Annotated in this window: 9 protein-coding genes; 3 read left to right on the top strand and 6 right to left on the bottom strand. The window is 69.9% G+C overall.

The annotated features are described in order from the left end of the window. Positions 1–100: 100 nt before the first annotated feature. Genes ACFWZ3_RS01085 through ACFWZ3_RS01070 form a run of 4 tightly spaced genes read right to left on the bottom strand, consistent with a single transcriptional unit; the run spans position 101 to position 5,073 of the window. Positions 101–1,333, bottom strand: coding sequence for an ABC transporter permease (locus ACFWZ3_RS01085; RefSeq protein WP_439705938.1), 1,233 nt, complete (start codon positions 1,331–1,333; stop codon positions 101–103). Beyond that, positions 1,330–2,535, bottom strand: a complete 1,206-nt coding sequence (locus tag ACFWZ3_RS01080) for an efflux RND transporter periplasmic adaptor subunit (protein WP_439705937.1) — start codon at positions 2,533–2,535, stop codon at positions 1,330–1,332. The genes ACFWZ3_RS01085 and ACFWZ3_RS01080 overlap by 4 nt, the downstream gene beginning before the upstream one ends. Next, positions 2,535–4,424: an HlyD family secretion protein gene (locus ACFWZ3_RS01075; protein WP_439705936.1), complete on the bottom strand. Its 1,890-nt coding sequence runs from the start codon at positions 4,422–4,424 to the stop codon at positions 2,535–2,537. The genes ACFWZ3_RS01080 and ACFWZ3_RS01075 overlap by 1 nt, the downstream gene beginning before the upstream one ends. After that, positions 4,408–5,073, bottom strand: coding sequence for an ABC transporter ATP-binding protein (locus tag ACFWZ3_RS01070; RefSeq protein ID WP_439705935.1), 666 nt, complete (start codon positions 5,071–5,073; stop codon positions 4,408–4,410). Before ACFWZ3_RS01070 ends, ACFWZ3_RS01075 begins: the two co-directional genes overlap by 17 nt. Before the next feature lie 145 nt (positions 5,074–5,218). Here ACFWZ3_RS01070 and glk point away from each other — a divergent pair, with 145 nt between their 5' ends. The 3 genes from glk to ACFWZ3_RS01055 are packed head-to-tail and all read left to right on the top strand — an operon-like array spanning position 5,219 to position 8,211. Beyond that, positions 5,219–6,235, top strand: coding sequence for a glucokinase (glk, locus tag ACFWZ3_RS01065; RefSeq protein WP_439705934.1), 1,017 nt, complete (start codon positions 5,219–5,221; stop codon positions 6,233–6,235). A 54-nt stretch (positions 6,236–6,289) separates the two neighbouring features. Then, the gene (locus ACFWZ3_RS01060) at positions 6,290–7,531 is read left to right on the top strand and encodes a hypothetical protein (RefSeq protein ID WP_439705933.1); all 1,242 of its coding nucleotides are present in this window, start codon (positions 6,290–6,292) and stop codon (positions 7,529–7,531) included. Next, positions 7,528–8,211, top strand: a complete 684-nt coding sequence (locus ACFWZ3_RS01055) for an HAD family hydrolase (RefSeq protein ID WP_439705932.1) — start codon at positions 7,528–7,530, stop codon at positions 8,209–8,211. Before ACFWZ3_RS01060 ends, ACFWZ3_RS01055 begins: the two co-directional genes overlap by 4 nt. Positions 8,212–8,255: 44 nt before the next feature. Here ACFWZ3_RS01055 and ACFWZ3_RS01050 read toward each other — a convergent pair whose 3' ends face one another. Both ACFWZ3_RS01050 and ACFWZ3_RS01045 read right to left on the bottom strand, forming a co-directional pair. Then, entirely contained in the window at positions 8,256–10,220 is a 1,965-nt protein-coding gene (locus ACFWZ3_RS01050) for a S9 family peptidase (protein WP_439705931.1), read from the bottom strand. Positions 10,221–10,355: 135 nt separating this feature from the next. Further along, complete coding sequence (locus ACFWZ3_RS01045) at positions 10,356–13,379, bottom strand: DEAD/DEAH box helicase (protein WP_439705930.1); 3,024 nt, start codon at positions 13,377–13,379, stop codon at positions 10,356–10,358. Between the last annotated feature and the right edge of the window lie 185 nt (positions 13,380–13,564).

Here is a 13,564-nt window from a genome sequence, read left to right as displayed (position 1 = left end):
ATGTCCGATCCTTCACCCGAACGCGGGGGCATCGCCGAAGCTCCATACCCTTGTCGTTCCCCCGCAAGCGGGAAAGGACGACGGCTCTGCTCCGCCCACCTCAGGCGTCGCGTATCGCCGCGATCGGATCCAGCGCCGCCGCCTGCCGCGCGGGATAGAAGCTGAACACCAGGCCGATCGCCAGGCAGGCAATCACCGACGCAAGGATGCCGATCGGCTCCCACGCCACCTGCCAACCGGCGAACAGCGCGATCGCGTACGCCAGTGCCGCGCCGAACAGCAGCCCGATCAACGCCCCGGCCGTGCAGATCACCACCGCCTCGCGCAGGAAGCGCACCACGATGTCATGCCGGCGCGCACCGATCGCGCGCAGCAGGCCGATCTCGCGGCGCCGCTCCAGCACGTTGGCGAGCATGATATTCATGATGCCGATACCGCCGACCAGCAGGCTGACGCCCGCGATCGAGCCCATCACGATGGAAAAGATGCGCTGGGTCTGCTGGTTCTGCCGATACAGCTGCTGCGGCACCACCAGCTGGTAGTCATCCACGCCCGCATGGCGCTGGTCGAGCACCTGGCCAAGCACGCGCGCGCCGTCGCCGAGGCGGTCCGGGTCGGCCACGCGCAGCAGGAAGCGGTCGATCTCGTCCTCCATCGGCTGGAAGCGGAAGCGCGCACGGGCGCTGGCCAGCGGCACGAAGATGCGGTTGCTGTCGGCGCCCAGCGCCACGCCCTCGAAACGGTCCTTGTCCAGGTCGCGATCGGCCAGCACGCCGACCACGCGCAGCCAGGCGTGATTGACCTTGACCAGTCGACCCAGCGCCTTGCCATCGGGGAACAGCTCGTGCGCCGTCTGCGCGCCGAGAACCGCCACCGCGGCCAGGCGAGCGTCGTCCTGCACGCTGAGCGCACGGCCTTGCGCCATGCGCAGCGAGGCAAGCTCGAAGTAGCCGGGACTGATGCCGCTTACCTGCGCCTGGCTCGTCCCCCCGTCGCTGAAGACGCCCCAGGTCTTGATGCGCTTCTGTGCCGCATAGCGCTCGGCAGTCGGCACCACCGCCAGTGCCGCGCGCGCGTCGGCCTCGGTCAGGCCCAGGCTGCGCGCGCGGGCCTCCTTCAAGGCGTCGCCGTCGGCGCTGTGCGCCTCGACGATCAGGTTGTGCAGGCCCAGGCTCTCGACCAGCTTGAGCGCCTCGCGCCGGCTGCCGGCGCCCACGCCCTGCATCGCGACGATCGCCCCGACGCCGAAGATCATGCCCAGCAGCGTGAGCAGGGTGCGCAACTTGCGCCGCGAGAGTTCCTCGATCGCCTCAAGCCAGGGGCCGGCCGTCATGCGCCCGCTCCGTGGCTACCGGCATCGAGCAGAATGCGATCGCCCTCGTGCAGGCCATCGAGCACCTGCGTGCGCGTGGCGCCACGCGCACCAAGCTTGAGCTTGCGTACCACTTCGTTTCCCTCGCTCAGTACGCGCACCGCCGCGCCATCGTCGCCACCCAGGGCGAGGTTGGGCACGCTCATGCCCCGTGGAGTTTGCAGCAGCAGGATCTTGCCCACGAAGCGCTGACCCGGCGTCCAGCCGTAACGTCGCGCGGCGTCGGCCGGCACGCGCGCCTTCATCAGCAGGTACTTGACCGGGCTCTCGCGGTCGCGCGGCTGCGCGGCGGCCGCGATCCAGCTCAGTTCGGCTGTCACCCGCTGCTGCGGGCGCCCCCATGGATGCAGTTCCACCGCCTCGCCCACGGCGATGCCCTGCGCTTCGATCTGCGGCACGGCAAGCTGCACTTCGAGGGCGTCCAGATCCGGCAGGCTGGCGAAGCTGAAACCTGCCCACATGCTGCTGCCCACGTGCGGCAGCTCATCGGACCAGTTGCGTTCGAGCACCAACACGCCGTCATGCGGCGCGCGCAGCTCCAGCGCATCCAGGTCGTCCTTCTTCTGCCTGGCCACCGTGGCGTAGGTGTCGTGCTGCGCGTCGAGCACGGCCAGCTCGGCCTTGCCGCGGGCGCTGGACTGCAGCTCGCGCCACTGGAGGATCTGCCGGCGCACGCCCAGGTACGCCGCGTCCTGCACCGCGTCGAGGATGTCGTTGCGCGCGATCGCCGCCATCGTGGCGTGTGCGTAACGCTGGGCGATGGCCAGTTGCCCGTCGACTTGGATCAGATCCACGTCCAGCTGCCCGCGCTTGCCGGCCAGGTCGTCCTGCTTGCCGGCGCGGGCGAGCAGGTTGCGCTCCAGGTCGATGCGCGCCTGCGCCAGGTCCTGCACGCTCTGCGTGGCGGAGAAGCGCGCCACCACTTGGCCCTTGGTGACATGACTGCCATCGGGCAGCATCCAGGCCAGCTGCCGCGGCGTCCATTGCTGGCCCGGCACCAGCAGCGGCGTAGCGGTGACTGCGCGCAGCTCGCCCTCGGCCTGCACGCTGAATTCGAGCGGACCGGCATGGGCCTGTTCGAGCACGGTGTAGTCCGCTTTCGGCGCGCTGCCGCAGGCGGCCAGCGCCAGCAGGGCCGGTAAAAGTGCATACACACGGCGCATCAGGCACCCTCCCCGGCAGGCGCGATCGCCACCTGTACCGATTGCCCCGGCTTCAGTCCCACGCGCTGGCCGCCTTGCAGCTGGATCAGCACGTCGACCACCGGGATGGGTTCGACCCGCGACTTGCTGTGCACGTTGTTGCCGATCGACGTCACCGTTCCGTCCAGCCGCTGCCGGCCGCCGCCGGCGACGCGCACCTGCACGCCCTGGCCGACCCGCACGCGCGAGAGCTCGCGCTCGGGCAGCGCCGCACGCACGGCCAGCGTCGAGAGGTCCGGCATCTCCCCGACCGACTGGCCGCGCCAGATCTGCGAGCCGTTGTCGATCTTCTCGCCGTTCCACTTCGCTTCGTGCAGCAGGATGCCGTCGCGCGGCGCGTTGACCGTCAACGCAGCGAGCGAGGTCTTGAGTTCCGCCACTTCCTCGCTGAGCTGCGCGACCTCCGCGTCGGCCAGGCGCTGCTCGGCGGCACGTGCCTGTTTCGCGATGCGCTCGCGCTCGATGGTCAAACGCAGCTTCTGTTCGGCCTTGGCGCGCGCGACGACCAGCTTGCGGTATTCGATGCCGGCCACGTAATCCTTCGGCACGCTCGCCTTGCGGCGCGCCTTTTCGGCATCGGCGCGGGCCTGCGCGGTGGCCAGTTCCGCCTCGCGCGCGCGGTCGGCCAGGTCGAGCTTGAGCTGCTCCTGCTTGCGCTGTTTCTCGGCCAGTTCGCTGCGCTTGGCGGTGAGGTTCTTGGTCACCTCGCTGCCATCGAACACCACCAGCGGCTCGCCCTTCTTCACCTTCGCGCCGTCGTCGGCCATCTGCGTCACGGTGAGCTGCCACAGGCCGTCCACCGCGGGCGGCGAGATCGCCAGGCTGCTTTGGGCGAAGAGCTCGCCGGTGATGGACAGCGGCGCGTCCGGCGTCACGGACTGCGCCGTTTCAGCGGTTTCCGCGTCGGTATCCACGCGCACGCTCATGCCCGGGCGCAGCGCCAGCCGGGTGCCCTTGTCGAACGCGATGGCGACCTCGAAGTAACGGCCATCACCCCACTCCTTGCGCTCGATGGAGGCGCCGGCGATCGCCTGGATGTGCCCCGGCGCGCGGCTTCCCGGCAGGGCATCGATCGCCAGGTGGACGGCCTGGCCGACCTTGAGCCCATCGCGGTCGGGCTCCAGCACCCAGGCGGTCACCGTGTAATCGTCGCCCTGCCCGACCACCTCGCCGACCTTGTTGCCCGGATAGGACGAGGAGCCTTCCTCGAAGCGCCCGCCGTTGCCGAAGACGTTGTCGAAACCGTGGATCACCGTACCCGCGCGCGTGGCGCGCACTTCCGCCTGGGTCACCTGGTCCTGGTAGAAGCCCAGCGAGAGACGCTGTTTTTCGAGCTCCAGTTCGCTGTCGTTACGCCGGCGCGCGACCGCCTCGGCGGCCTGTTCCGCCGCTTCGTGCTTGACTGCGAGAGCGCGCTCGGTGCGCTCCATCTCGCTCTGGTAGCGGTCGTAGTTGAGCGCGGAAATCAGGCTCCTGGGAACCGCGGCATCCAGCGCCGCGGTATCGCGCTCGGCCTGCGCATCGGCCAGCGCGAGCTCGGCGTCGGATTGCTTGAGTTCGAGCTCGGCGATTTCCTTGGCGTTCTTCGCTTCGGTCTGCACCAGCTGTGCCTTGAGTTTGCGCAGTTGCGCCTCGGCCGGACCGGCATCGATGCGCAGCAGCACATCGCCCTTGCCCACGTGCGCGCCGTCGGGCACGTAGTAACGCAGCACCACCGGCGAGCTCATCGACGGCGGCGTATAGATGCCCTGCGCGTCAGCCATCTGCACCTGGCCGCTGAACACGGTGGCGGCGGCGAGTCCCGGCCAGGCCAGCAGCGCGAGCCACAGGCACTCACGCGGCCGAATCAAACTCGATCCTCCCGTCGCGGATGCCAACCTGGCGCTGGGCGCGCGCGGCGACGTCGGCATCGTGGGTGACCATCACCACGGTCTGGCCCTGCGCATGCACCTCGTCCAGCAGCGCCAGGACGTCCGCAGCGCTCTTCGAATCGAGGTTGCCGGTGGGCTCGTCGGCGAGCAGCAGCGCGGGCTTCATCAGCAGCGCGCGCGCGATCGCCACGCGTTGCATCTGGCCGCCGGAGAGCTGGCCCGGGCGATGTTCCAGATGGCGGTGCAGGCCCATGCGTTCGAGCAACGCGCGCGCACGCTCGGCCAGGCCTTCGTCGGAACCGCGCAGGAAGCGCGCCGGCAGCATCGCGTTCTCCAGCACCGAGAGCCGCGGCAGCAGATGGAAGGACTGGAACACGAAGCCAATGCGCCGGTTGCGGAAATCGCTGGCGCGCTCGTCGTCGAAGGTGGAGACGTCCACGTCCTCGAGCAGGTAGCGGCCACTGTCGGGCCGGTCCAGGCAACCGAGCATGTTGAGCAGAGTCGACTTGCCCGAGCCCGACGGCCCGACGATGGCCGTGAACTGTCCACGTGGCACCGTGAAGCTCACCCCATCCAACGCGGCGATCGTCTGATCGCCGACCCGGTAGTGCCGGGTCACTGCCTCCATGCAGACCATGCATGCCCCCTTGCATCACACTTCTTTCGAGTGTGGCAACCACGGCGAGCCCCCGCAAGTAGCCAGTCAGGCCGGTTTCCGATACCTTCGCCCGATTGCCGCCGCGCCCGCGACGCTGCGCCCACAGAACGACCCGATGAGCTTCGACACCCGACCCCCGACCCTGCTTGCCGACCTCGGCGGCACCAACGTGCGCTTCGCTCTCGCCGACGTCGACGCCGGCCAGCCGTTGGTGGCCGACAGCGTGCGCCGCTACCGCGTGCGCGACTTCGCCACGCTGGCCGACACCATCCGCCAGTACTTCGCCGACACCGGCCTGACGGCGCCGCGCGCGATCATCGCGGCGGCCGGACGCATCGCCGACGGCGAGACGGTGCAGATCACCAACAACCCCTGGGCGGTCGCCGCGCATGCGCTGCAGGCCGATCTCGGCATGGAGTCAGTGCGGCTGGTCAACGACTTCGCCGCACAGAGCATGGCCGTGTCACTGCTGCAGCCGGAGCACCTCAAGACCGTCGGCGACCTGCCGCTGCCGCGGCTGGACCGCTGCGACCACCAGACCTTCGTGGTGATGGGCCCGGGCACCGGCCTGGGCGTCGGCGGCCTGCTGCGCCGCGACGGCCATTGCAGCGTGCTGGAAAGCGAAGGCGGCCACGCCGGCTTCGCCGCGCACAGCCGCGAGGACATCGAGATCCTGCATCGGCTCAACGAACGCTTCGGCCGCGTCTCCAACGAACGGCTGATCTGCGGCAACGGCCTGGTGAACCTCTACGGCGCACTGGCCGACATCGCCGGCGAGCGCGCACAGGACTACACCCCCGAGGACATCACCGCCCACGCTGGCGCCGGCACGGACCCGCTGTGCGTGCGCACGGTGGAGACGCTGGCCGGCATCTTCGGCTCGGTCGCCGGCGACCTGGTGCTGACCCTGGGCGGCTGGGACGGCGTCTACCTCACCGGCGGCCTGCTGCCGATCCTGTTGCCGTGGCTTCAGCGCGGCGGCTTCCGCCAGCGCTTCGAGGCCAAGGGCCGCTTCGCCGACACCATGCGCCAGGTGCCCACGATCGCCGTACTGCATCCGGAACCGGGCCTGCTCGGCGCCGCCGCGCTGGCGGTGATGGAAGCGGGCCGGCCGCTGCTGCCGAGGCCGTAGACATCGCCTGAGCGCCGCGCGGCTATCCTCCACGCAACCCCAGGGAGGATGGCGATGACCCGACAGTCTTTCTTCGGTTTCGCGCTGGCTTGCGCATGGGCGTGGACGCCATTCGCCTGGGCGGCGCAGCCGTTGCCGCCAGCGACCGCCGTCACGCTCGCTCCGCCGCTGCGCTGGCCGGACATGCCGATCGCCTCGCGCGTCGAGCTCGACGCGTACCGGCATGACACGCCACCGGCCGCCTCGCCGCTCAGCGCCTTCAGCCCTGCGGGCCAGCGGCGCTTTCTCGCCGGCCTGGTGTTCGGCCAGCGCGGGCTTGGCGGCTTCAGCTTCGATGACCTCACGTACGACCTGACGCGGGAGCAGGCATGGAACGTGTTGCGGTTGTTCGGCGCGGAGCGCTACGCCGCCGGGCTGGCCACACGCACCCGCCCACGCCCGGCCGGTGCGCGCGTAGCGACGCTCGATGTGGCCTACGACGAGTTGGTCGGCGCCTCGCCGGAGGCGTCTGGCAAACCCGCCGCCGTGGCGGTCTACGCTCGCGCGTTTGCACCGGCGCAGGCCAGGTTGCGCACGCTCGGCGACCGCGACGTGGAGTTGCTGTTGCGCGCGGCCGATCGCCTGGCCCGCATCGATCCCACCCAGACGCGCTACCTGCTCGACATGCAACGCGATGTCGCCGAGCTCGAACGGCGGGGTCGGCTCGATCGTCCACACGTCGATGCGCTCTACGATGCGTTGCTGGCCGCGCATCGCCCCGATCAAGCGCGTGCCCTGCTCGCCGCCCATCCAATCCTGGATCGCCAACCGCCGCCGACCTTGCACGACGCGCCCATCGCGTCCGATTCGGCGAGTCTCTGGGTCGCACGCGGTGGGCGCGACCTGTGGCGCCAGCCATTCCACCTGGATGCCGATGCCCAGGTGGTGGTGCTCGGATCCACCGGCTGCCATTTCTCCGAAGCCGCCGCACGCAGCATTGGTGCCGATCCCTTGTTGCGCGAGCTATTCAGCAAACACGCGCAATGGGTGGCGCCGGCCCACGACATCGTCGCCTTCGACGCCCTCGTGGCATGGAACCGCGCACATCCCGCGCAACCGCTGGTCGTCCTGCACGAGGATGCCGGGCTGCCTTTCGTTTCCCGTTTCGCGACACCGACGTTCTACTTCCTGCGCCAGGGGCGCGTAGTGGACACGGTCGTCGGCTGGCCGGGCGACGCGCAGCGCGCCGCCTTGCGTGCGGGCCTGCAGAAGATCGGGCTGCTGGATACAACGCCTGCTTTCCGGGAGAGCCCATGACCCGCCCGCGCACCGCGTTCCTGTTCGACCTCGACGGCACCCTGGTCGACAGCGTCTACCAGCACGTGCTGGCGTGGAAGGAGGCCCTCGACCGCGAAGGCATCGAGCTGGCGGTCTGGCGCATCCACCGCAAGATCGGGATGAGTGGCGGCCTGTTCACGCGCATCCTGCTGCGCGAGACCGGCATCGAGATCACCGAGGACCGGGTGGCGCGGCTACGGCGCTGGCACGCCGAGGCGTTCACGCGCCGCGCCGAGGCCGGCGGCGTGCGGCCGTTGCCCGGCGCGCGCGAGCTGCTGGCCTGGCTCACCGAGGCCGGCCTGCCATGGGCGATCGCCACCAGCGGCCGCATGCAGACGGCCGCACACAACCTTGAGGCATTGGGCGTCGATCCGGACAAGGTACCGGTGATCACACGCGACGACGTACGCCACGCCAAGCCCGATCCCGACCTGTTCCTGGCCGCCGCCGACCGGCTGGGCGTGGATATCCAGCACGCGCTGGTGCTGGGCGACAGCATCTGGGACATGCTCGCCGCGCAACGCTGCCGCGCGCTCGGCTTGGGCCTGCTCTGCGGCGGCTACGGCCAGGAGGAGCTGGAGCGCGCGGGCGCCTTCCGCGTGTACGAGGACCCGGCCGATTTGCTTTACCACGTCGACGAAGTCGCCGCGCGCGATTGAACCGGTGGTCCGTGTGGCGCCGCACGCGCGACGCCGCACGCGACTCAGGGCGCGTCGCGGGACGCGGCCGGCTTCGCGCCCTTCAGGTAACGATCGAACCACGCGACCGTACGCTCCAGCGCATCGATCTGGTTTTCCCGGCGCGCGAAACCGTGCCCTTCGTGCGGGTAGTAGTGCGCGTCCACCGTGTGGCCGGCGCCCTTGAGCAACGCGACCACCTGCTCGGCCTCTTCCCTCGGCACGCGGATATCGTTGTCACCCTGCAACACCAGCAGCGGGGCACGGGCCTGCTTGAGGTAGGTCAACGGCGACGCGGCTTCGTAGATGGCGCGATCCTTCTGCGGGTCGCCCAGCAGCGCGCGCAGGTACTGCTGCAGGAACGGATCGGAGTGCCGTGCCATGGTCAGCCAGTTGATGATGCCGTAGGAGTCCACGCCGGCGGCCCACACCTCGGGCGTCTTGCCGATCGCCATCAACGTCATGTAGCCGCCGTACGAGCCACCTGAAATGCCAACCTTCTTCGCATCGACGTAGCCGCTGGCGAGCAGGAAATCCACGGCCGCGAGCTCGTCCTTCAGGTCGCCACCGCCGAGGTCCTTGACGTTGGACTTCTGGAAGGCCATGCCGTAACCGGTCGAGCCGCGCACGTTGGGCGCGATGCACACGTAGCCACGCGAGGCCAGCGCGACCGCGTCCCGATAGAAGGCATCCACGGTCTGCCCGGTCGGGCCGCCGTGCGGCAGCACCACGGCCGGCGCCGTGCCGTCGCGCTTGAGGTTGAACGGCAGCCAGACGAACGCGCTGATCACCGTGCCGTCGAAGCTCTTGTAGTGGACCAGTTTCGCCTCGGGCAAGCGGGCCGCGGCGAGGCTGGCGAGCACGCCATGGCTCAGCTGGCGCGGCGCGCCGCCGTTGGCCGGGGCGATCCATACCTCGCCCGGCTGCGAGGAGCTCTGGTGCGTGACCAGCAGGCGCGTGCCGTCGGAAGAGAATGCCGACGGGTTGCCGGCGAACACGTTGAGGCCCGCCGCCAGCGGCAACTTGCGCGATCGGCCGCTGGCGACGTCGTACAGGAACAGGTCGCTGCGCCCGTCGGCGTTCACCATGTAGGCAGCGCTGCCGCCATCGGGCGAGAAGCCGGCGGTGAAGGCCTCCCATGGGCCGTCGGTGATCCAGCGCACCGCGTGGCTGGAGAGATCGATCAGCACCGCCTGGCTGTGCCCGTCGCGCACGTCCGAGGTGGCGTTGAGCCAGCGGCCGTCCGGCGACACCGCGCTACCGACGATCAGCGCGTCACCCCGGTGCGGCGTCAATTCCGTGGTGCGGCCGTCGCGCAGGTCGATCCGCCACACGCTCGAATCGGTGAACGCGGCGTTGGTGCGGTTGGCGTAGAGCGAGCGGCCGTCCGGACTCCAGGCGAACACCTGCCACAGATGGTTGCCGCTGGCCTCGTGCGTCAGTTGCCGCACCGCGCGCGTGGCCAGGTCGAGCACTACGACGTCGTTGACCGGCGCCTCTTTCGGCTTGCGGTCGAATGCCAGCTGACGCCCGTCGGGCGAGAACAGCGGCTCGGTGTGGCTGACCTTGGGGTCGGAGGTCAGCGCGACCACCTGGCCGCCGGCCGAGGGCACCCGGTACAACTGGTACATCTCATCGCCGCCATGATCGGACTGGAACACGATCGACTGGCCGTCGGGCGACCAGGCGGCGCCGAGCTGGCGATCCTCCGATTGGGTGAGCTGGATCGGCCAGCCACCCGCCGCGTCGACCTTCCACAGGTTGTAGCGGCCGGTGAAGTTGGTGGAAAAAGCGACCTGGCGATCATCCGGCGACCACGCGGCGCCCCAGTACCCACGGCTGTAGAACAGGTCCGGAATCGGTACGGGGCCGGCGCCGGGCACCGACGGCGACTGCAGCGCATGCGGGTCGGTAAGCGGACGTTCGGGGCCAGGCACCGCGGCGAACACGGGTACGGCGACAACCAGCAAGGCAAGGATCGACCAGCGCATGAGCGGATTCCTTCCGACGGGGCGTCCGGCGCAGTCTAGGCCGGTTGCCCGGCGCGCGCGTCATCGCCGCGTAAAGGGAGCGCGGCCTGGCCTGCGCTGATCCGCCGGGCCATCCCGGACCGGCGTGCGAGGGCTTCAGCCCGGTGCGAGCAGCGCGTCCAGGTCGTCCTGGTCGAAGCTGAGCTTCTCGCGCGCGCCGCCACCTTCGAGCACCGCTTCGGCCAGTTCGGCCTTGCGCGCCTTCAACTCCTCGATGCGCTCCTCGACCGTGTCGGCGGTGATCAGGCGGAACACGAACACCGGCTTGTCCTGGCCGATGCGATGGGCGCGATCGGAGGCCTGCGCCTCGGCGGCCGGGTTCCACCACGGGTCGTAGTGGATCACAGTGTCGGCAGCGGTGAGGTTGAGGCCCACGCCGCCAGCTTTGAGCGAGAGCAGGAACAGCGGCACGGCGCCCTCCTGGAAGCGCTGCACCGGCTCGGCACGGTCGCGGGTCTCGCCGGTGAGCATGACGTAGCGGATGCGCTTGCGGTCCAGCTCGGCGGCGATCAGCTTGAGCATTTCGGTGAACTGCGAGAACAGCAATACTTTGCGGCCTTCGGCGAGCAGCGCCGGCAGCATGTCCATCAGCAATTCGAACTTGGCCGACTCGCGCACGCCGCGCGCGGCCTCGAGTTTGACCAGGCGGGGATCGCAGCAGACCTGACGCAGCTTGAGCAACGCGTCGAGCACGACGATGCCCGAATGCGCGATGCCGCGCTGGGCGATCACCTCGCGCAGCTCCTCGGCCAGGGTCAGGCGCAGGCTTTCGTACAGCTCGCGCTGGCGGCCGTCGAGTACCACGCGGCGGGTGATCTCGGTCTTGGGCGGCAGCTCGGACGCCACCTGCGCCTTGGTGCGGCGCAGGATGAAGGGCGCGAGGCGGCGGTTGAGCCGTGCCTGGCAGTCCTCATCGCGCTGCTTCTCGATCGGCACGCGGTAGTGGCGACGGAACGCGCCTTCGTCACCGAGGAGGCCCGGCACGGCCAGGTCGATCTGCGACCACAGTTCGCCCAGATGGTTTTCCAGCGGCGTGCCGGTCAGGCAAATGCAGCGCGGCGCGCGCAGGCTGAGCACGGCGCGGCGCGCCTGCGTGCGCGGGTTCTTCACCTGCTGCGCCTCGTCCAGCACGATCAGCGCGAACGGTTGCTTGCGCAGCGTCACGACGTCGCGCGGCAGCAACGCGTAGCTGGTCAGCACGATGTCCTGCGCGCCCAGTTGCGAGAAATCGCCGCTGCGTTGCGGGCCGTGCAACGCGAGCACCGTGAGGTCCGGCGCGAAGCGGGCGATCTCCGATTGCCAGTTCGGGATCAGGCTGGTCGGCACCACCACCAGGGCCGGTTGCGCCAGCGCGCCACGCTGCTTGAGCGCGAGCAGGTGGGTGATCAGCTGCAGCGTCTTGCCCAGGCCCATGTCGTCGGCGAGCACGCCGCCGACACCAGCCTCGGCCAGCGCATTGAGCCAGCGCAGGCCCTCGCGCTGGTACGGCCGAAGTTCGACCGTGAGCCCTTCGGGCACCACATCGCTGGCGCGCTCGGCCGCATCGCGCAGGCGTGCGGTGAAACCCCGCAGCGCCTCGGGCGCGCGCAGCTCGCCACCGCTGGGGAGCGCCTCGACCAGCTCTTCCAGGCGACCGGCCTGCACGCGCGGCAGGTGCAGCTTCTTCTTCGGGCGCTCGAGATATTCGGCCAGCGGCGCGAGCAGGCCGCGCAGTTCCTTCAGGCGCACCGGTACCCGGCGGCGCTCGTCTACCGGCGCATACCAGACCGCATCTTCCGGCTCGTTCGGCGCAGGACTCAGGTTCAACTGGTGCTCGGCCAGCGCCTGTGCCACCGCGGGCAGCAGGTTGTGCCGCTTGCCCTCGACCTCGATGCCGATCTCCAGGTCGAAGGCGTGGTCGTCGGCGTCCTCGGTGGCATTGCCGTACCAGCGCACCGGGCCTTCGAGCACCTCGAACGGGAAGCTCGGCGCGTAGTCGAGCTGGAAGCCTTCGGCTTCGAGCTTGCCGCGCAAGGCCAGCCAACGCGCCGGCGTGTTCACTTCCAGTGCACCGGCGTAGCCCTTGCCGGGGAACAGCCAGGCGTCCTCGGGCAAGGTGTCGGCCAGGTCCCAGGGCAGGCCTTCGGTATCCACGCCCGGGGTGAGGCCGGCGCGTTCGAGCTGCTCCATCGCCGAGAGCTCTTCCGCGCGTCGGCGCGTGATTTCGACCAGATGGCCGTTGCGCACGCGGCGCACTAGCGGTTCGCCGCCGCGGCCCGGCAGGCGCTCGCCGGCGTAATCGAACGCGAGCCGCGCGTACGCCAGCGGCGGCGTGCCGGCGGCGAGGCGCGCATGGCGGGTCAGCGCGTGCAAGGTCAGCACCGGTTTGGGGGCGAGCTCCGCGCGGCGCAGTTCGTCGAACACCTGCGGTGCGGGCAGGCGGTGGCCAAGCGGACTGTTCTTCAGGGCCTTCAGCAGCGGCCGCCCGGCTTCGTGCTTGAGCGGCGGCAGGTCCAGCCAGTGGCTTTCGCGCTTGTCCGCCTCGAGCAGGCCCAGCGTGGCGCGTTCGGCATCCAGGTACCACAGGCAATCCAGCCGCAGCAGGCGCTGGTTGTGGCCGAGCGTGGGCAGCAGGCGCTGGCTGCCGTCCTGGTCCAGGTGCCAATGCCAGTTGAGCGGATGCGCCTTGCCGCGCGAAAGGCGCAGCCCGGCCAGGCCGCCGAGGAAACAAGGCGCGGTATCGAGCATCTGCGCCAGCAGCGCGTCGCCGATGTGACCGGCCAGGCGCACGTAGGTGCGGCCCTTGCGCATGTTCTGCGGCAGTCCGAGCAAGGCGGCGGCCAGGTGCTGTTCGTGCGGTTGCAGCGGCGCCTGGGCGAGGTGGCGGCTGTCCAGCGGGACCGGGCGCACATAACGGCCGGCCTCCGCCACGCCCAGCGCTACCGGCGCCACGTCCAGGTAGGCCCAGGCGGCGCCGTCCTCGGGCATGACTTCAAGGAAGAAGCCCAGCACCTGGGTTTCGGTGGCGGGGGGCGTGACCGGCTTGAACAGGCGGCGCCAGGCCGGCGGCAAGCCGCCTCCGGCCATGTCCTCCGCAGGGGAGGCACGATCGGCAGGCTGCTTTTCGTCCGGTTGCTGCATGCGCGTGCGGTCCGCCTTGCCGGCCAAAACAACGAGCTTAGCAAGGGGATGGGTGGTGTGCGCGTCGAGGGTGCAAGTTCCTGCGCAACCAGCCAAGCCACCGTGGAAGCCCACTGTGGGCGATGCTTTTGCTCTGTGCACAAGAACAGGAGCATCGCCCACAAGTGGGCTCCTACATGCGCGGC

Origin of the sequence: Frateuria sp. GZRR35 (assembly GCF_051900415.1) — a bacterium.
Classification (GTDB): Bacteria; Pseudomonadota; Gammaproteobacteria; order Xanthomonadales; family Rhodanobacteraceae; genus Frateuria_A.
Note: the sequence above shows the minus strand (reverse complement) of the source record. Positions and strands in the feature narration are given on the sequence as shown.